This is a genomic window from Mesorhizobium sp. RCAM 05104 (assembly GCF_059683645.1).
Genome location: NZ_CM185033.1, coordinates 2,736,159 through 2,755,803, shown reverse-complemented (window position 1 = coordinate 2,755,803; position 19,645 = coordinate 2,736,159). Strand labels below are relative to the sequence as shown.

At 60.4% G+C, this 19,645-nt stretch carries 17 protein-coding genes and 2 pseudogenes; 8 read left to right on the top strand and 11 right to left on the bottom strand.

Annotated elements, in window-relative coordinates; all coding sequences use genetic code 11:
• Window positions 1–72 precede the first annotated feature (72 nt).
• From AC56QP_RS13645 to AC56QP_RS13605, 9 genes and pseudogenes are all read right to left on the bottom strand, one after another.
• Window positions 73–228 (bottom strand): annotated as a pseudogene (locus AC56QP_RS13645) (helix-turn-helix domain-containing protein); the annotation flags it as partial.
• Between the two features lie 108 nt (window positions 229–336).
• On the bottom strand, window positions 337–636 hold the full coding sequence (locus AC56QP_RS13640; protein WP_111542606.1) for a ferredoxin family protein: 300 nt from the start codon (window positions 634–636) through the stop codon (window positions 337–339).
• 12 nt (window positions 637–648) lie between these two features.
• Window positions 649–1,956, bottom strand: coding sequence for an FAD-dependent oxidoreductase (locus AC56QP_RS13635; protein ID WP_497100458.1), 1,308 nt, complete (start codon window positions 1,954–1,956; stop codon window positions 649–651).
• 11 nt (window positions 1,957–1,967) lie between these two features.
• Window positions 1,968–3,077 (bottom strand): electron transfer flavoprotein subunit alpha/FixB family protein, encoded by a 1,110-nt coding sequence (locus AC56QP_RS13630; protein ID WP_497100459.1) that lies wholly within the window; start codon window positions 3,075–3,077, stop codon window positions 1,968–1,970.
• 18 nt (window positions 3,078–3,095) lie between these two features.
• Window positions 3,096–3,944, bottom strand: coding sequence for an electron transfer flavoprotein subunit beta/FixA family protein (locus AC56QP_RS13625; RefSeq protein WP_497100460.1), 849 nt, complete (start codon window positions 3,942–3,944; stop codon window positions 3,096–3,098).
• A 183-nt stretch (window positions 3,945–4,127) separates the two neighbouring features.
• A complete protein-coding gene (gene nifW / locus AC56QP_RS13620; protein WP_497100461.1) occupies window positions 4,128–4,508 on the bottom strand; it encodes a nitrogenase stabilizing/protective protein NifW in 381 nt (126 codons plus the stop codon).
• Between the two features lie 416 nt (window positions 4,509–4,924).
• Complete coding sequence (gene nifV / locus AC56QP_RS13615; protein ID WP_497100462.1) at window positions 4,925–6,085, bottom strand: homocitrate synthase; 1,161 nt, start codon at window positions 6,083–6,085, stop codon at window positions 4,925–4,927.
• Window positions 6,082–7,299 carry a cysteine desulfurase NifS gene (gene nifS / locus AC56QP_RS13610; protein ID WP_497100463.1) on the bottom strand — a complete coding sequence of 406 codons (1,218 nt, stop codon included), beginning with the start codon at window positions 7,297–7,299 and terminating at the stop codon, window positions 6,082–6,084. Before nifS ends, nifV begins: the two co-directional genes overlap by 4 nt.
• Window positions 7,300–7,478: 179 nt before the next feature.
• Window positions 7,479–7,799: a HesB/IscA family protein gene (locus AC56QP_RS13605; RefSeq protein WP_111542612.1), complete on the bottom strand. Its 321-nt coding sequence runs from the start codon at window positions 7,797–7,799 to the stop codon at window positions 7,479–7,481.
• 318 nt (window positions 7,800–8,117) lie between these two features.
• Between AC56QP_RS13605 and AC56QP_RS13600 the strand changes: the two genes are divergently transcribed.
• The 8 genes and pseudogenes from AC56QP_RS13600 (at window position 8,118) to AC56QP_RS13565 (ending at window position 16,818) form a co-directional block, all read left to right on the top strand.
• Window positions 8,118–9,179 (top strand): hemin-degrading factor, encoded by a 1,062-nt coding sequence (locus tag AC56QP_RS13600; protein WP_497100464.1) that lies wholly within the window; start codon window positions 8,118–8,120, stop codon window positions 9,177–9,179.
• Window positions 9,180–9,189: 10 nt separating this feature from the next.
• Complete coding sequence (locus AC56QP_RS13595) at window positions 9,190–9,522, top strand: hypothetical protein (protein WP_497100465.1); 333 nt, start codon at window positions 9,190–9,192, stop codon at window positions 9,520–9,522.
• An 848-nt stretch (window positions 9,523–10,370) separates the two neighbouring features.
• A complete protein-coding gene (locus AC56QP_RS13590) occupies window positions 10,371–11,588 on the top strand; it encodes a cytochrome P450 (RefSeq protein WP_497100466.1) in 1,218 nt (405 codons plus the stop codon).
• A 28-nt stretch (window positions 11,589–11,616) separates the two neighbouring features.
• Window positions 11,617–11,751: pseudogene (locus tag AC56QP_RS13585) on the top strand (ferredoxin); the annotation flags it as partial.
• A 153-nt stretch (window positions 11,752–11,904) separates the two neighbouring features.
• A complete protein-coding gene (locus AC56QP_RS13580) occupies window positions 11,905–12,441 on the top strand; it encodes a nuclear transport factor 2 family protein (RefSeq protein WP_497101040.1) in 537 nt (178 codons plus the stop codon).
• Between the two features lie 417 nt (window positions 12,442–12,858).
• Window positions 12,859–14,457: an SDR family oxidoreductase gene (locus tag AC56QP_RS13575; RefSeq protein WP_497100467.1), complete on the top strand. Its 1,599-nt coding sequence runs from the start codon at window positions 12,859–12,861 to the stop codon at window positions 14,455–14,457.
• Between the two features lie 269 nt (window positions 14,458–14,726).
• On the top strand, window positions 14,727–15,779 hold the full coding sequence (locus AC56QP_RS13570) for an LLM class flavin-dependent oxidoreductase (protein WP_497100468.1): 1,053 nt from the start codon (window positions 14,727–14,729) through the stop codon (window positions 15,777–15,779).
• A 433-nt stretch (window positions 15,780–16,212) separates the two neighbouring features.
• Window positions 16,213–16,818, top strand: coding sequence for a nitrogen fixation protein NifQ (locus tag AC56QP_RS13565; protein WP_497101041.1), 606 nt, complete (start codon window positions 16,213–16,215; stop codon window positions 16,816–16,818).
• Between the two features lie 13 nt (window positions 16,819–16,831).
• Here the strand turns inward: AC56QP_RS13565 and rpoN are convergent, their stop codons facing one another.
• The gene (rpoN, locus tag AC56QP_RS13560) at window positions 16,832–18,157 is read right to left on the bottom strand and encodes an RNA polymerase factor sigma-54 (RefSeq protein WP_497101042.1); all 1,326 of its coding nucleotides are present in this window, start codon (window positions 18,155–18,157) and stop codon (window positions 16,832–16,834) included.
• Window positions 18,158–18,325: 168 nt separating this feature from the next.
• Complete coding sequence (locus AC56QP_RS13555; protein WP_497100469.1) at window positions 18,326–18,859, bottom strand: peroxiredoxin; 534 nt, start codon at window positions 18,857–18,859, stop codon at window positions 18,326–18,328.
• Between the last annotated feature and the right edge of the window lie 786 nt (window positions 18,860–19,645).

Here is a 19,645-nt window from a genome sequence, read left to right as displayed (position 1 = left end):
CCCAGGCTCTGACAGCTTCCCGCGCACCTGGCGCAGGGGTGTGGTCTTGTTCTTCACGTCGTGAGAACGCTGGAATTTCTTCACCTCGATACTATGTCGGCGCAAAGCGTATCCGACCTGCCGCGGCGTGACGCCGAGGATGCGAGCGGCCTTGGCCTGGACCCAGTAAGGCATTCGCAAGGCCTTCGATATCTCGTAGATTCCCAAGCGCCTTTCATGCAATTTTGGAAGCACACTGTTCACCCACCCCCTTTGCGAGGACGGTGCCAGCAGCGGTTGGCGCTTGCGGTAACTCCAAGAGTACACAAGTGCCCTATAAAACGGTGCAAACGCCGATCATCCGAACTTGAAGAGGACACCGAAGCCACCGCGCGGATAGTTCCATTCGATCTCGCCGCTGGTCTCGCACAAGATGCGGCAGGTGCCGCACTCCATGCAGCCATCAGCGGTGATTTCAACCTGACCCTTGTCGTTCAACTCATAGCATTTCGCTGGACAGACGCGGGTCAGCGCCAGCAGATTCGCGCTTGGTTGCTCGTGCGGTCGCACCCTTATATGCGGACGGCCGGAGTCCACCAGATAGCGGTTCTGGTAGAGCTTGTCCTCGACACGCAAATTCGTCACTGGGTTCGTCATGTCGTCAGTGCCTCACCGCCACGCCAATGCCAGGCGGATCGCGTCGCTGACCAGACCCAACCGCGATCGCGCTTTGATGAAGGCTGCCGTGGTCGCCTTTTCCTTCTCGATCTTTGGCGTGCCGTCGACCCGCATGAAGTTCTGCGCGGCTTCCGACATTAACCGTGGGTAGGTCGTGAAGAAATTACCGGCGTTATTATGGAGTAAGGCTGGCATGTCTTTGTATTTCCGCAGGTCCTTCACCACGAAGGATTCATCCAGCATGGTCTTGTAAAGGGCGAGGTTCCGTTTGGTCATGGGATCGTTGCGTTTCTTGACCTTGATGATAGCCTCAGCCGCAATGCGACCGGAGGTCATGGCGAGGTTCGAACCCTCGCGGTGAATGGCGTTGTTCAATTGCGCAGCATCGCCAACAACGACCCAACCGTCGCCAAAGAGCTGTGGAATTGCCTTGTAGCCACCTTCAGGAATGAGATGCGCCGCGTATTCTTTCACCTCCGAACCGGCGATCAGCGGCCGGATCGAAGGATGGTTTTTTAGCGCGTCCAGGAGGGCGTAAGGGCTCTCCATCTTCGCGGTGAAATCCGAGACCAGGCAGCCGATGCCCAGTGAGATCGATTCCTTGTTGGTGTAGAGGAACCCGAGCCCGGCCATTCCGTGGGATATCGTGCCGACTGCCTCGATCACGCAGCCTTCACTCCCTTTGACGCCGAACCGCTGCTCAATGACCTCTTCGGGCAAGAAATGCATTTCCTTGACGGCCAGCGCCACGGCTTCCGGCTTCAGCATCTTGCGCAGGCCGCCTCGCGTGCCAAGCAGCCCGCAGACACCTTCTGCAAGAACAACGACGTCCGCGTAGATCGCTCCGCCAGCCCGATCCGTCCCGACCCCGATCACCTTGCCCTTGTCGTCACGCACGAGTTCCGTCACGGTCGTCTCGCACAGAACCGTCGCGCCGGCCTCGCGCACCCTGCGCGAAAACCACTTATCGAACTGGGCGCGGATGATGGTATAGCGATTGGGCTTCACCTCGTTGAAGTCCTCCGACCGATAGTGAATCCCGGTGTGGGAGGTCTCGTCCATCACCCATAGCCGCTGTTCGACCAGATGCCGCTCCAGAGGTGCATCATCGCGGAAATCCGGGATGATCTTCTCCAGCATGTTCGCGTACATGATGGCGCCCTGGACATTCTTGGAGCCCGGATATTCACCTCGCTCCAACTGGAGTACCTTCAAGCCGTCGCTTGCCATGGTGTAAGCAGCTGCGTTCCCGGACATGCCGGCCCCGATGACAATGGCGTCGAACTCTTCGTTGATCATCTCCATCTCCCTTAGCTCGCAAGCTTGTCGCGGCTGTGCGGTGACAGCCGCCGGGTGAAGGCCTCGGTCAGCGCGGGGAGGAAGCGCACCGCATCGGTGACGATCCCGAGGTGAGCGAAATCGAAAATCGGAGCGTTCGGGTCGGTGTTGATGGCCACGATGAGATCTGCTGCCTCAACTCCAACGCGGTGCTGGATCGCGCCGGAAATACCAGCCGCTATGTAAAGCTTCGGCCGGATTGTCTTGCCAGTTTGGCCGATCTGCCGATCCGCCGGCATCCAGCCCTTTTGGACCAGCGGCCGCGAACAGCCAAATTCAGCGCCAATCGCTCGCGCGAGACTCTTCACAAGCTGCAGGTTCTCCGCCCCGCCTAGGCCGAGCCCTCCCGCAACCACCACATCGGCATAGGCGAGATTGGCTGTGCCTGATTGGCTATCCGGCAGAAAGCCGAGGATTTTGGTGACGATTTCATCCTCGGCCAGCGACAGCTTGTGCACGATGACGCGCCCGATCGCTCTGTCCGCCCGCTGCGGCATGGGCATGACCCTCGGTCGCACCGTCGCCATCTGCGGCCTGTAGTTGAGCGTGTAGATCGTGCATAGCAAGGAACCCCCAAAAGTCGGACGGGTCGCGGCAAGCGAACCGTCGGCATCCACATCGAGTTCGGTGCAGTCGGCCGTGAGCCCTGTCAGCAAGGTCGTCGCGACGGACCCGGCGAGATCCCTGCCGAGCGTGGTCGCACCGAGAAGCAGAATCTCGGGTTTGTAAGTATCAACCAGATCGGTCATCGCCTTGGTGAAAGGCTCATTCCGATAGTCGGCGAGCAGCGGCGCCTCGACGAAGTAGACAAGGTCGGCGCCATAGGCGAAGGCTTCGGCGACTGCGTTCTGGGTGGCTTCTTCCGGCGGTCCGAGCACAACGCCCGCGAGCTGGACGCCAAGTTTGTCTGCTAGCTTGCGGCCCTCACCAAGCAATTCGAAGGATACGGAGTGGACCTGGCCGCGTTCGAGCTCGATGAAAACCCAAACGTGCCGATAGGCCCTGAAACGCTCGGGCAGCTCCTTCTTCATCCCGGCACGGCCGGCGGGCGGGCGGGGGGTGTCTGGGGTCGCGCTCGACATATGGTCTGCTCCTTGCCGTCAGGCGCCGTCGAAGGCCAGTTCCGGTTCCAGTGCCGGCTGGCGGGTGAAAATTGCAACAATCAGTTCGTCGGCGAGATCGCGCAGCGTCTTTTCGGCCGTGTCAATTTGCGCCGCCTTTTCCGACCGCGCGGTAGGGGCGAAAACGCGTTTGACGACCGTCGGCGAGCCACGCAAGCCGCACTTGGTGAGGTCCTCAATGCCCGCCTCGGCCGCATTCCATTTCACAATCTGCCTCCGCGCAGCGCTCAATGCGTCTTCGATCGAGCCCCGACGCATCTCGTTGGTGCCTTCCAGCATGGTGATGAGGCAAGGCAGCTTGCTCTTCAGCGTCTGCGTCCCGCCCTCGCAACGACGCTCCACCGTGATCTCGCGCGCAGCAAGATCAATGGTAGCGATTTTCGCGACATAGGTGAGTTGGTGGAGATCGAGACGCTTGGCGATGCCGGGCCCGACTTGCGCGGTGTCGCCGTCGATCGTCTGCTTGCCCGTGAAGACCACGTCCGGCGTGCCGAAGGTTTCGCCAATCTTCGCGATTGCCTGAGAGAGAGCAAATGACGTCGCCAGTGTGTCGGAACCGGCAAAATAGCGGTCGGTCAAAAGCACCGCGCGATCGGCGCCGTAGCCAAGCGCCTTGCGCAGGGAGTCCTCTGCCATGGGTGGACCCATAGTGAGCACGGTGACCTCCCCACCATAAGCGTCGCGTAGCCTGAGTGCTTCTTCGAGGGCGAATAGGTCGTAGGGGTTTATGATGGTCGGCACACCCTGGCGCATGATGGTGTTCGTCACTGGATGGACCCGTATCTGTGCCGAGTCCGGCACCTGCTTTATGCTGACGACGATGTGCATTGGCGTTTCTCTACGCTGTTAACCGGATGCGGGCTGGCGGTGCGAGTTCTTGGCAGCATCATTCGTGCCAAGTGCTTTGCGGCCACTATTCCTTTGAAATTCGGCTGGTCATTTCTGAAGACGCCGTCGCGATGACCGGATTTGTCGGGTTATTGACATTGTCGCGTCGCAGCTATGTCGTCCTTATTCCCTGCCGAACCGCTTCAGGACGGAATCGAACGGAACGTAGCCGCGGCCTGTCGTGCAAGCTTTGTCCGGATCGTGGTCTTTGAGCACCTTGAAGACCCGGTGCGTGAGCGGCGAGGAAACCGCGAAGTCCCCGTAAGCCCGTTCCAGCATGGCGCGCACGCGCGCGGCGATCACCGGGTCGGGCAGACCGGAGAAATCTTCCTCAGCAAGGTATTGTCCCACACGCTTCATGATATGGAGCCGTGAAACATTGAGTACCTTCGGATCATACGAGACGGCAAGGACAGAGAAGAACTCCTCCGCGGCCGACAGGCCTTTCAGTCGCGCGAGGATATCGGTGACGTCGATGGGACGGCCGTCAGCGGAACAGGTCATTGCATTCTCCCTTGTCGGAAAACTGTGGGGTCAGATACGAAAAACTCTGATCTGCAGCCGCGAAACCCGCAGCTTGATGAACCAGGTGGGCTGAGCCAGCGAGACAATCGCTTCGTCGCCAAGGCTGGGCATCCGGTGCCCAGCCCGGGCGTGGCGAACGGGCGCATGCGCAGCGCCGTGCAGTGCGAGATGGGCTCGATTATTGCCGCATTGGCTCTCGATCTGGCTGGGCTCCGACCTGGGTGGGACCGAGGTCTTGTTGCTTGCACCTATGAGGAGACCGGCCAGACGGGGCCGGATCATGCACCTTGATCTCCAGAAGGTTTTGGACGTCATAGCCAATGGGACGGCGGAACGCCTTCTCCGTCTCCGCGTGGCTGCTGTACGATTCGAGATGATGGCGACGACAAGCGACATCAGGCCACCTCACTCGATGCCAAAGTCGCGCCTGCTGCCTCGCTGCACATTCGGTCATAGATATCGACCAGTTGCATGGCGGTGATGCTCGATTTGAGCTTGGCCGCCTTGCGGCGGATGCAGACAAGCATCGCGGCCGCCAGATCCGGGTCGAGATCGCGGCCGCTTTCGCTCAGCACATGGGCGATCGCGGTGACGCCGGAATGCTTCCCGATGACGATACGCCGGCAGCGGCCAACGAGAGCCGGATCGAGCCCCTGATAGGTTCGCGGGTCCTTCAGCAGCCCTGCGACGTGAATGCCGGATTCATGGGCAAAAACATCGGCCCCGACGATCGGCTTGGTGGCGGCTGTCGGTCGGCGTGACGCCTGCGCCACCTTGGCTGCCAGGGCGGGCAATGCGGTCAGGTCGATGCCAGTATCTGCGTGCTGGAGGACGGCTAACGCGGCGGCCACCTCTTCCAGCGCGGCATTGCCCGCGCGCTCGCCGAGTCCAAGGACGGTGACTGAAGCATGGCGCGCGCCGGCGCGGATCGCCGCCAGGGTGTTGGCCGTAGCGAGGCCGAGATCGTTGTGCGCATGGAATTCGAGGTCGACGGGAGACTCCGCGGCGAGCTGGGCGACAAGCTCGAAGGTCGAAAAGGGGTCGAGAACGCCGACTGTGTCAGCCAGCCTCACGCGGCTTGCGCCGGCGCGCGCCGCCGTCTTGATAACGCGGGCGAGATGATCCCGGTCGGCTCGCGAAGCATCCTCGCAGCCCACGGCGACGGAGAAGCCGCTGGCGGCTGCGCGCCCGACCATATACTCGATAAGCTGGAGCGCTCCTGCTTGATCGAGGCCGAGCTTGGCGGCAAGTTGGATGTCCGATGCAGGCAACGACAGATTGACGGCGCGGACCCCGCTCTTGATCGCTGCATCGAGATCCGGTGAGGTCATCCGGCACCAGGCCGTGAGCCGCACCGGGAGGCTCCGCGCGACCACGGCGCGAATTGCGTCGATCTCGTCGGCGCCCATTGCCGGCGTGCCGATCTCGATCTCATGGACGCCGGCTGCCGCAAGCGACTCAGCGATCTCAAGTTTTTCCGCCACCGTGAAAGCAACGCCGGGTGCCTGCTCGCCGTCGCGCAGGGTCGTATCGTTGAGAAAGACCTGACTGCTCATGAATGGTCGCCGGTGCTTCCGGCGCTGAGACCTGGACCGCATTGACGGTCTTCGGCACTCCGCCCTTCCGGCGCAGAACTGAGGGGCTCGCGCAGCTTATCCACGATGGCAGGCAAGACCTCGAGCACTCGGTCCACGTCGTCTTGGTCGTTGTCACGCGAGAATGAGAAGCGGACCGCCCCATGTGCGATATTCATCGCCCTCAGGACGTGGCTCGGCTCCGGGTAGCCGGAGGTGCAGGCGGGGCCGGAGGAACAGGCGATGCCCATGCGGTCGAGGAGATGCAGGATTCCATCACCTTCGATACGTTCGAAGGCGATGTTTAGGGTGTTCGGCAAGCGCTCCAACGGATCGCCGTTGACAAAGGAGTTTGGGACACGCTGAAGAACCCCGTTCTCCAGCCGGTCCCGGAGCCACTTTATCCGTGTGGTCTCGGCATCCATGAATTTCAGGGCGAGTTCGGCTGCCCTGCCGAGCCCGACTATGCCGGGCGTGTTTTCGGTGCCCGCACGCCGGTCTCTCTCTTGATGACCCCCTTTGATCAGCGAGTGGAAGCGCACCCCGCGCTTGACGAAAAGTGCTCCGACGCCTTTCGGTCCATGAAATTTATGGCCGGAGAGTGACAGCATGTCGATAGCGGTCGATTTCAGGTTCATCGGGAGCTTGCCGACCGCCTGCACGGCATCGGTGTGGAAGAGGGCGCCGACTTCCTTGGCCAATTCGGCGAGCTTGGCGACGGGGAAGATCGTACCAGTCTCGTTGTTGGCCCACATGATGGAGACGATTGCCACGTTTGGGGTGAGGGCAGCCCGGTAAGCCTCAATGTCGAGCCGGCCATTGCGATCCACCGGGATCCTGTGCACCTTGACCCGGCGCGTCCGCTCGAGATGCGCGCAAAGCGTCAGCACGGCCGGATGTTCGACGGCGGAAGTCACGATCTCTGTCCGGTCAGGGATCACCTCGAGTGCCGAAAGAATGGCCGCGTTGTCGCTTTCCGTCCCACCCGAGGTGAAGGTGATCTCGTCATCGGACTCCGCACCGATCAGTGCCTGCAACTGCCGCCGCGCGTTCCTCAACGCAGCGCCGGCAAGGGTGCCAAGACCGTGCGCCGACGAAGGGTTGCCGAATTGATCCGTAAGGAAGGGCAACATCGCTTGAACGACCTCGGGATCGACCCGTGTCGTGGCGTTGTTGTCGAGATAGACAACTGACATGGGTGTGGTCTCCAATCGAGCGGAATGACGTTAAGCGCAAGGACTTATCGAGCCTGCACACGGCGTTGATAGCCGAGACGATCCAGAGCCGGTGCAGCTCCCCACAAGTTCACCTAGACAGGGTGCCGCCGTCGCCAGCGACAAACTCACCTCTCGCGCCCTCTCTCCGTCTTCGACGATCAGCCGAAGGACTTGCCGCAGGAGCACTTCGCTCGCGCGTTAGGATTGTCGAAGACAAAGCCGGAGGATTCGAAACCGGTGACGAAGTCGACGGTCATGCCGGCGACATGCGGCTGGGAGCCGGCGTCTACGAACACCTTGATCCCATCTGTCTCGAGGATCGCGTCGCCCTCGCGCTGGACGCTCTCCAGACCAATTGAGTATTTGAAGCCGGAGCAGCCGCCGGCCTCGACCATGATGCGAAAGCCTTCAGCGGGGTCAGTAGCGGCGGAAAGGGCGGTCTTGACGGCGGCAACGGCCTTGTCGGTGAGCGTAATCATGGCTCGCTTTCTCCTCGGTGCGTGACGATTTTGCGGGTCAACGTGCATGACCCGTGCCAATGAGAAAACCCGTTCTCGAACAGTGCGACATCGCAACACGGCCGCGATTCCGGTTCGGAATTGCCGCGAAGGCGTCGGGCAGTCGACACGTATTGTCGGATTTGTCGGGTCCGCCACAGGGGGTCGTGCCCGAGTTCCCGATGAACTGGCACCTAGGCCAGTTTCCGAGATGCTTTGAGCAATTGGCACGAGTTTTGAGGCTCCCTTTTGGCGAGGACTTAGGCTCCTGACCGACAGTATGGGCAAGAGAGGTAAGACATGCACCAGCGCGAGAAACCTTCGCCGGAGAGAATCCGGCGAGCACGCGAAGACAGCCCCAAAATCCGCGGCCGCGATCTCGCTGGCCAATTGGGCATTTCGGAAGCGGAGCTCTCCGCGGCACATTGCGGTTTTGGCACGGTGCGCATCGAGCCGCGCGTCAATGATGTGCTAACCGGTCTCGAGGCGGTGGGCGAGGTGATGGCGCTGACCAGCAATGACAGTGCCGAGCATGAGAAGATAGGTACCTACGACAACGTGCTCACCGGCAATCATCACGCCATGGTGCTCGGCAATGACATTGATTTGCGCATCTTCCCGAAGGTGTGGGTGCATGGCTTTGCCGTCGAGACACGCGAAGGCGGGGAGATCCGCCGCAGCCTGCAATTTTTCGACGCCGCAGGCGAGGCAGTGCACAAGGTGCATCTGAGGCCGTCCTCAAACCTCTATGCCTATCAAAGACTGACAGACGAGCTCCAATCCTCGAACCAGGAGCCGATCGTATCGCTTAAGACGAGGTCAGCGGAAAATGAGGCAAAGACTCCGGACCAAGCCGCTACCATCGACGACCTACGGGAGCACTGGAGCCAGCTGACCGACGTACACCAGTTCTTCGGCATGCTGAAGACGCTGAACCTCAGCCGCCGCCAAGCGGTCCGCATGGTCGGCCAGGATTACGCCTGGCTGCTCGACAATGCTGCCGTTGGCGGCATGTTCCATCGTGTCGCCGATGACGAGATGCCGATCATGTGCTTTGTCGGCAATCGTGGCTGCATCCAGATCCATTCCGGCCCGATCAAGTTCGTCAGGCAGATCGGGCCTTGGATCAACGTACTCGACGCCACTTTCCGCCTGCATCTCAGGACCCAACACATCCGTGAGGTTTGGGCCGTGCGCAAACCGACCAGGGACGGCCACGTCACGTCACTCGAAGCCTATGGCGCCGACGGCAAGATGATCATCCAGTTTTTCGGCACGCGCAAGGAAGGCGAACCCGAGCGCGACGACTGGCGGTTACTGACCGAGAACCTGCCGCGCATTCCCAATTCAACCGCCGCTTGAGGTAAGACCGATGCATGTTGATTTCCGTTTTCACTCGGCGTCCGCCCCGCCACCCAGGATTCTGCTGACCACCGTTCTGCCTGCCGAGGCCAACGAGGGCACAGCTGTCTTTTGCGATCCGTCGCGGCTCGCCTCGATCGGAGTTTCCATTCCCCAGAGCGCCTACACGGTTCGCGAGCATAGCCATCAATGCTTCCGTTGCGATGTACCAGAACCGGAAGCTGCCCAATGTGGGCTAACGCGTCAGCTGTACGTCGATCGAACGTCCAACATCCCGGCCCTGTACGGCGGCGGGTGGCAGCAAGTGGTCGAAATCGATCGGGCCTTCCGTCAAGTTTCCTGAGGGACGGCTCCACAAAGGCATGCTCGAACAATCCATGTCGCCAGCAAGGCCCCTCGGCGTCTAATGCCAAGTCCGAAAGGATAGCGTGCGAGATGGATGCAAAGCTGAACGCCGCCCAAAGCAGACCGTATCATCAAAGAACGCCAGCGCATCCTGTTCGTGCTATCGGAGCAGGGCGGGTAGATTCTTGGCTCAGGCGGCGACGCAGCAGTCGACGGCCGGGTTGCCGGTACGACCAGTGCGGTCCAGGATTTCTCCGGCTAGCAGCAGATGTCCGACGAGACCATCGTCACCGCCAAGCGAGGTGATCCTGACGCAGAAGAATGTCGAGGAGCAATCTTCAAAGATCAGTTATTTGCGGCCCGCGATAGCCTCGGCTGACGGAGCCTTCTCCACGAGCGCGCAGGCTCATCATGTCGTCGGTCATCGATCGTTCCTACGAATTAATTGGTGTCAGCAACCCCAACCTGACCTGCGAACTGTCGATTGCCACCGCAAAGCCGCTCGCTCCCTACAGCGCTTGTGGAGGGCGCGCTCGCGAGCGGCTTCCCTACCGCCGAGCCACACCCGGTCTGGGAGGGACCTCGTTCGATCCTTAGCCTCCTTCACTAGGCTCCTCGTTAGCTTTCTATGCGCAACGTTGTCGTGTCTGGAACGGACAAGAATGTCGAAAGACCTACCAGGCGTCGCCCCACACCGGGGCCACTACGGATATATGAGCAGCGCCAACGGTGCGCCTATTCGGCACGCGATTTGCTCAATGTCATCTGAGGCGATGTCGGCAGTGCGTTACGCAGTTCAGCGGTATCTCAGTCGAGCGCGTAAACGCCTGAACGCAGGAGAACCAAATGGCGGCCAACCCGGTTCCAGATCATGTCCCCCCGGAAATGGTGGGAGACTTCAGTCTTTTTACGTCGCCAGGCATGTCCCCGACGCCCAACGGCGATCCGCACGCAGCAGTCGCTTGCGTGCATGCGGGACCGCCGATCTTTTATTCGCCTTGGAACACGCGGGCTGGGCAGGGTACTTGGGTCATCACTCGCGCGGCAGATCAGCGCCGGGTGCTGCAGGAGACCGAAGTCTTTTCCAGTCATCGCAGCATCTTCGCATCCGCACTGGGCGAGGACTGGCCGATGATCCCGCTCGAACTCGATCCACCGTACCATGGAGTCTTTCGCTCACTGCTCAATCCGCTGCTTTCGCCACAGCGTATAACGGAATTTGAACCGACTATCCGCGAGCGAGCGATAACGCTCATCGACAGCATCGCCTCGTCGGGCACAAGCTGCGACGTGATGAAGGACTTCGCCTTTCCTTTCGCGGTCAACATCTTCCTTCGCTTTCTCGGACTGCCGGATCACCGTCTCGATACATTTGTCGGCTGGGCGAAAGATCTGCTCCACGGCGACGATGTCAGACGGCCGGCGGCCGCTCGGACGATTGTTGCGTTCATTGACGAACTGGCAGCGCTGCGCCGCAAAGAGCCCGTCAACGATTTCATGAGCTTCATCGTGCATGCACAGGTCGAGGGTCGCGGGCTGACGGACCAGGAGGTCCGTGGCATTGGCGTGCTTACCTTCGTGGCGGGGCTCGACACCGTCGCTGCAGCCATTGGCTTCGACTTGACCTATCTCGCGCGCAACCTCGAAGACCAGGAATTGCTGCGGAACGAACCAGACCGGATTGTGCTCGCCGCCGAAGAATTGCTGCGCGCCTATCCGAGCGTTCAGATGATCCGCGTGGCACGGAAAGATATCGATTTCAAAGGTGCGCCGATCCACAAGGGGGACTTTGTTTCCTGCGCCACGATGATTGCAAATCGTGACCCCGCGGAATTCGAGTCCCCCAACACGGTCGATCTGACGCGAGAGGGCAACCGCCACGCCGCCTTTGGCTATGGTCCCCACCGTTGCCTTGGCTCACATCTCGCCCGGCGGGAAATTGTCATTGGGCTGGAGGAGTGGCTGGCGCGCATACCGCCCTTTCGGATCAAGGAGGGAACAGCACCCATCACCCATGGCGGCCATGTGTTCGGGATCGAAAATCTGATCCTGGACTGGGCTTGACCAAGGCCGCCCGGAGCTGGGCACAGACGTGGGAGTAGCCGTGCGCATTATCGTTCACAAAACCAGGTGCCAGGGTCATGCGCGATGCTCGGCGCGAGCGCCGGCAGTCTTCAAGCTGGATGAGGCGGGCTACATCCTACCCGGTGACATTGATATTGCGGACGGGGAGCAACTGCTTGCGGCAGATGGGGTGCGATCTTGCCCCGAACTAGCGCTGGAAATAGACGATCCGCCTGCTGCGCGCCTAGTAGCCGAGGCCAGGCGCAAACGGAAGACTGCGCTCCAGGAACACCTCAGCACCACGGAATTTGCGACTATGGACCAAGCAACATTTACCGAACTACTCGACCGTGAGGCGATCCGCGACTGCCTCTATCGGTACTGCCGCGGGATAGACCGCGCCGATGAGGCAGCGCTGCGTAGCGCCTACTGGCCTGATGCACATGACAATCACGGGGCCTATTGCGGTTCGGCAGAGGGCTTCATCCGGTTTGCGCTCGGTGTCTTCAAGACCGGACCGCGCAACATCCATCAGATCACGAACATCCTTGTCGAAATCATCAACCCGGCAGAGGCAGCAGTCGAGAGCTATTTCACCGCGCTGCAACGCGGACCGGACAAAGACGGAGAAATGCGCCAGATGCTGCTAAGCGGGCGCTACTGCGATCTCTTTCAAAAGAGGGCAGGCGAGTGGCGGATTGCCGAACGGACCGTCGTCTACGATTGGCTCGAGGAGCAGATCCCAGCGGCGGTGCTTGAGGCAGAACGGTTCGGCCTGCGACAGCCGATTGGAGCACCGTATCCGAACGATCCGGTCTACACGATCGGAAAGTCGCGTTGTTTGTCGCGATAATGCGTTCCCAGCTTCCGAACGGGACAACCACATCGGTGGCACGACAATTTATGACAACTCTGCTACGCCACAGCAGCCTTGGCGACACCCTGCACGGTAAAGATGCGGCCGGCAGGGTAGCCTTTCTGCCCGCGACAGCGTGACCGTGACAGCGCTCTGCTCTGAGGCCACGAGCGTGGCGAGGCCGGTCTACATCGATTTGCTGGACTTTGGCAGAGCCGCTCATCGAGCAAGCGCCTGTGCTTGAGGCGTCGCTCACCACATTCGGCTATCCAACCGAGAGTTGGACCGCAGCCCACGCGGACGACGTCTGGGAACGCAAGCGACCGGCACCAGCACAGGTGCTCTACCGCGGCACACCATTCGGCCGCACGACGTCGAGGGCAGAGATTCCCGAGACTCCTGGAGAAAGTTCCCATGAAGCATGCAGGACGGGTCGTCATTATAACAGGCGCCGCGGGCGGGATCGGCCGTGCCCTGGTCGATGTTCTTGCCGGAGATCGAGACACTATTGTTGCGGTGGACCTTCCGGGGAGCGGCGTGGTTGAACTGGCCCGCGATCTCGGCGAGCCGCACTTTGGCCTTGAGTGCGATGTCTCACGAGAGGGAGATATCGTTGCGCTTTATGGCCGGGTCGAAGCACAGTTCGGGCAGATCGGCGTCCTCATCAACAACGCCGGGGTGGGACCCACTATGGCTGCCACTGTCGACACCGATGTCGACGCCTTCCGACGCGGCCTGGCAGTAAACCTGATTGGGCCGTTCCTCATGGCGCGCGAGGCGGCGAGGCGCATGAGGCCGGGAGGTGCCATCGTCAACGTCGCTTCGATGTCAGGCGTGGCCAGCAATCCCAAGCGCAATGCCTACGCAGCCTCGAAAGCGGGCCTGATCTCGTTGACGAAGTCGCTTGCATGCGAGTGGGCTTCTCGCGGCATCCGCGTGACGGCGGTAGCGCCGGGCTGCGTGCGCACGCCTATGATTGCAGAGCTGGAACGAGCAGGCAAAATGAACCTCTCGGCGATGCGCCGTCGGGTGCCAATGGGACGCATGGCTCGCCCCGACGAGATCGCCCGGGCTGTGCGTTTTCTGGCCAGCGCGAAGGCAGGCTACGTCACTGGATCGGTCCTGGTGGTCGACGGCGGCTGGATGTCATTCAACCAACCCGGGGACGCCAGCCCTGAGGTGGAAGGGTTCCCCAGAACAGAACTTTCCTCTCCGGCCGAACGCACCGACGCGCGAGTCGTGCTCGTCACAGGTGGCGCCAACGGTGTAGGCGCCGCTGTTGCTGTCCGTTTTGCCGCGAACGGTGACACCGTCGTGATCGCCGATAAAGATACCGCCGCAGCGACACTCCTGGCTGCATTGCTCGGCGGCAAGAACATAGCGAAATCCGTGGATGTGGCAATCGAGAGCGAGGTGGTGGCGCTGTTTGAGGAGCTGCGGGGGCGCTTCGGGCGCCTTGATATCCTTGTCAATGGTGCTTCTGTCGACACTTTTGTGGCGGGCATCGAACAAATGCCTGCAGAGATCGAACATGTCCTGCATGTTAATCTCACCGGCGCCTTCACTTGCGCGCGTGAAGCGATCAAGATGATGCGCCCCGGCGGGGTGATCCTCAACCTAGGATCGATCAACAGCTTTCTGCCCTTCGCGCCGCGTCATGCCTATGGCGCCTCGAAGGCGGGGATGGATATGCTGACCCGCTGCATGGCGGCCGAACTGGGGCCCGTCGGCATTCGCACTGCCACTGTCGCTCCTGGCTACATCCGCACGCCTGCCATTAGCGAGTTGGCGAAGGCCCGCCGCATCGACACGAAAGCGATCGGACGCCGAATCCCCTTGGGTAGGATGGGACGGCCGGAAGATGTTGCAGATGCTGCTTTTTTCCTGGCTTCGTCCGACGCCTCATACATCAACGGCTCGATCCTCTATGTGGACGGCGGCTGGACCGCGTTCGGTGACGCAGGAAACGCCAGCGAACTCTACGACGAATGCTTTGCGCAGGCGGCTGTTTGAACATCGACCATTCGCCAGGCGACCGGTGCTGTTCATGAAAGCGGAGACCCTGGCTTGGCACGCGCCCGCAGCGCCGCCCCAATCGAAGATGTCGGCGGGGCAAAACGTCCCTCGGCACGGGGACAAGCTCTGGGGCGTGCCCGCAACCGCGGATCGCAAAACCGCTTATCGCAACACTGTGCCCCTGCCAGGCGCCCGATCCGAGACAATCGGTGTCTCGGACGAGCGCATTTCCAAATCCGCCAACCAGCAGCAAACAAGGAAACACAGTGGAATTCGCCACCTTCATCCTGGCCGCCCAACGTGGCTATCATCAATCCCCCGACATCGTCATCCGAAACTCCATCGAACAGGCCATCGTTTCGGAGCAGGCCGGCTTCGGCACAGCCTGGTTCGCAGAACACCACTTCAACAACTACAGCCTGATCCCGTCGCCGTTGATGATGGTGGCCCACTGCGCCGGCGTGACGAGCACCATTCGCCTCGGCACTGCCATCTGCGTGCTGCCGCTCTACAAACCGCAGCGTCTGCTCTCCGAGATCGGCTTCGCCGATATCCTTGCGAACGGTCGCCTGGAACTCGGCGTCGGCTCTGGATACCAACAGTTCGAGTTCGAGCGCTTCGGCGTCAATATCGATGAGGCGCCGGCCATCTTTTCGGAACACCTCGACATCCTTCTGAAAGGTCTCAACCAGAACATCTTCGAGCACGATGGCCACTATGAGAAAATACCCCCGACGGCGATTTCAGTACCCACCGTCCAGAGGCCGGCCCCGCCGATCTGGATGGCCGGCGGCCCGGCCCGCATGAAACGGGCCTACCGCGAGGGACACAATTTCTTTGTCACGGCATTCCACGACGGCCTGGAGACTTTGAGCACGTTGCGCGGAGCGATCAAGGAGGCGGCGGCTTCCGAGGACAGAAATGTCACCGCCGCCAGGATATCGCTGCTGCGTTGCTGCTACGCCAGCGATGACGGGGAGGAGATCAAGAGCTATCTCGACAACGCCCGCTTCCAGCGCCGCCTGTCCGAGGCGCTGCATCAGCGCCGCCAGCAGAGCCACGACGGCTACCTGCTGCAGGAAACGCCCGCCCAGCAGGATCTGTCCTTCGAGGCAATGCGCAACAATATGCCGATCGGCAGCGTGAATCGCGTGATTGATCGCTTGCTGGAAGAGATCGACATTCTGAAACCGGATCAGATCGCAATCCAGACCCAGTTGGGGGATTTCGACCAAAGGACAATGCTGCGCCAGATCGAACTCTGGGGAGACAAGATCATTCCCGCGATCAACAAGGCGCTGGGTCATGCGCGCGTTTGAATTCACAAGGGGTCGAACTTCGTGCCGCTTCTTTTTCGTTACACTCGGCATAGACGCACGGTTCAATGGCAGGCTCATGAATGGAACTTGGTGTGCTTTCGATGAGCGGCGCTTCCGTCACCTGGACGGCCCCAGATGGGGTTCCCCACTATCTCACCTGCGGACGGCTGCGCTTTCACTGCTAACCGCTGCTTCAGAATCTGCTCGCGCCGTCAGGCAACTTCAAGGCGTCGTGTCGTGGGTGAAATCCTCGCGCCTGCGACGGGCTGCACGACGCGTTTGAAGGCGAACTCAATTGCATGATCATGGCGGTCGATCTCGCCGACCGCTCCATTGGGGTCGAGCCTGCGCACACGTGTGCCCGAAAGACTGACTGACCCATGTTGCGCACGGCAGAGTGCTGCGTGAAGGCACAGACCAGGAGAACGGAACCATGTCCGGTCAAAACGATGCGCGTATCGGCGCCGGCCAATGGCCCACGATCCAGCCGGAGAAGGAGTTCGACGAACATGTGCTTGCCTGCGTCTTCTCCTGTGCGCTCAAGGAGGTCGAGGCTGGCAAGGCGACAGCGGCGGAGTCAACAGGCCTTTCCCATGCCGAGTTGCGCGAGGTCTTGCCCCGCAGTTTCCCCGGTACCGCGATGGCAGCATTCGCCTCCGAAGACGTCAGCGATCCTGAGCCCGGTATGGAGGAAGAACTTCTGCGCGGCCTGCTACTGGCACATGCCCGGCCGAGCGACCCGGCGAGCGCCCGCTTCGCTAAGATACTCGCCCGGCGCGCCATGCATGATGGCCATCTGTGGCAGGACCTTGGGCTTCTCGACCGGGCCGAGCTCAATCGCCTTCTTGCCACGCACTTTCCAACGCTGGCGGCCGGCAACACCCAAAACATGAAATGGAAGAAGTACTTTTACCGCAAACTCTGCGAGGCCGAAGGGTTTTCGCTGTGCACTGCACCCAATTGTCGGGAATGCAGTGATTTCGAAAATTGCTTCGGCCCCGAGGAAGGCGAATGTGAAGAACGCGTCACATCGGTTTAAGAGCCGCTTTTCGTCACGAGGCCTTGAGGCCTTGATTGCGCCAAAAGCGTTTTTCCCGGCGCCGCTGTACCGAGGAGGGGATATTCATCGCCTCGCGATATTTTGTGACGGTGCGGCGAGCGAGATCGATGCCGTATTCCTTGAGCCGGTCAGCGATGTCATCGTCCGAAAGCACGTTATCAAACGATTCTTCGGCGACCATTGCTTTGATCCTATGGCGGACAGCTTCGGCGGAGTGCGCGACATCGCCTTCGGAAGAGGCGATCGCGACAGTGAAAAAGTACTTGAGCTCGAACACCCCGAGTGGGGTTTGCATGTACTTGTTCGACGTCACCCGGCTTACAGTCGACTCGTGCATGTTGATCGCGTCAGCGACCGCCTTGAGATTGAGAGGCCGTAGGTGGGCGACGCCATATTTCAGGAAGGCATCCTGCTGGCGCACGATTTCGGTCGAAACCTTGACGATCGTCTTGGCACGCTGATCGAGGCTGCGGATTAACCAGGTCGCGTTCTTCAAGCATTCGTTGAGAAATATCATGTCTTTCGATTTTTTGGCGACTCGGCATGAAACCTCCTTGAGATAAGTGTGGTTGATCAGCACCTTGGGCTGCGTGTTCGGATCAAGCTCGATCTGCCATCCACCTCCGGGCGAGGGCGTGACCCAGACGTCCGGTACGATGCCTTCCGGCGCGCCCGAGTGGAATGCGTTTCCGGGCTTGGGGGCGAGCGCACGGATTTCCTGCAGCATGTCGAGAAGATCTTCGTCATCGACGCCGCAACGCTCCTTCAAAGTCTGAAAATCGCGTCGCGCAAGCACGTCAAGGTTGGCAATCAAAGCCGCCATGGCCGGGTCGAACCGGTCTCGCTGGCGCAGCTGTATCTCAAAACATTCGCCGAGAGATCGTGCGAAAATTCCCGGCGGATCGAGGTGCTGCAGGATACCCAAAACTCGTTCCACATCGGCCAGCGGGATGTTTAGCTTCCCGGCCAGCTCCGAAGCACTTGCCCCAAGATAACCAGTGTCATCCAGATGACCCGCAAGCACATTAGCAATCAGCCGCTCGTGCTGTGTGAAGGCGGTGAAGGAAATCTGACTAGCGACATGGTCGTGCAACGTTTCGGGTAAGGCGACAAACTCCTCGAAGGCGGTGCTCGATTTCCTTTGCCTGGGCAGATCCCGGGACCCCTTCGGATGCTCCAGAAGGGGATTTTTCTCGAGCTCCTGCTCCACGAACTGATGCAGTTCGGGAATGTTCAGTTGCAGCATGCGAATCGACTCGATGAGTTGAGGCGATAATGCAAGAGACTGTTTCTGAAGTAGGCTGAATGACGATTTTATGGTCACTTGGTATTCCTGTCTAAGAAGCTCTTGACCGCGGCTAGTTCGATCTCTCACAGGTCGACGCTTGCGCGTGACCTTTGAATGACCTCACCGGGCGCGCCGCTTTAGAGCTTTGCCCTTGTGCAAGTGTCGTCCAAAACGCAGCTGCACATCTTCGGCACCAGGTCATGCTGCGTCCTTCAATGTTTGAAGGACGTTCTGCGGGGATGAGACGCCATAGGGGTCGGTCTCGCAGTTGTCGGAGAAACCTTCCTCCTCAAACCACTGCTCCACCACGCCATTATTGACCAGAGCCGCGTAGCGCCAGGAGCGCATACCGAAGCCGAGATTGTCCTTGGCAACAAGCATGCCCATTTTGCGAGTGAACTCGCCTGAACCGTCCGGGATCAGCTCGACTTTCTGCAGCCCCAAGGACTTCCCCCATGCATTCATGACAAAGGCATCGTTGACGGAGAGGCAGTAGATCGCGTCAACTCCTTCCTTCTTGAATTCCTCGTAGAGGTCTTCGAAATTGGGCAGTTGGTAGGTCGAACAGGTCGGGGTGAAAGCGCCAGGCAGCGAGAACAGGATGACCCGTTTGCCGGCAAAGTAGTCGTCGGATGTTCTTTCTTCCCAGCGGTATGGATTGGGGCCCTGGACTGAATCATCGCGAACACGCGTGAGAAACGTGACGAAGGGAACCTTCTTTTGACCGGTCATCAATTTTCTCCTTTAAAGGAAACTGGCACTGGATTCTTGCGGGGGCTGGCGCAATACCGAACTGCGGGTCTTGTGCCGGGCATGATGCCGACGGCGCTCCCGATGCTTTCCCCATTAGGGTGTATGGGAACGGCCCGGCTCCAGATGTTCCTCACCCGAACGGCATCGACGTGAGGGATGAGGGGACGCGGCTCCCGATCCATGGGAACGGTCCGGCTCCAGATCTTTCTCACCCGAAGGGCATCGATATGAGGGATGAGGGCACCTTCGAGCGGCTCGATCTGTCTTGCCGCGACTACGGCGCCGGAGCCGGCATGGATCACCCACTCCTCATAGCCGGGGTCAATCTCCTGGCAACCGGAAATGACCAGTAGCGGGATGAGCGTATGAGTCGCAAATGTGAGTCTCCACGCCACAGACCGGCGTGGCTGAACTGGTTCAGCGTATTGGCTGGACTTGCCTGTTTCCGGCTGACGTGGGCTCTGCCGAAACTTTGAGGCGCCTCTTGGCCACTGACATGCTGATGCAAACCGATGTCTGGCAAATGCGCGAGCATCATCTGGCGTCTCGACATCGGACCCCAGCTGCAAAGCCGCTTCCGAGGACGGATCTCCAAACCGGACGATGTCCCGGTCTTCAGCGAAGACGGCCGCCGTCGGCTTTGTCGATCGTTTGGAGCTTCGCGCGTCAGCCATGGTAGTCGCCTTCTTCGTGGTTTGATGGGCTCTAACCAGAAGGGTGCAAGCGGCATGCCATTCCAATGAAGCTGCTTCTGCACCAGCGCTA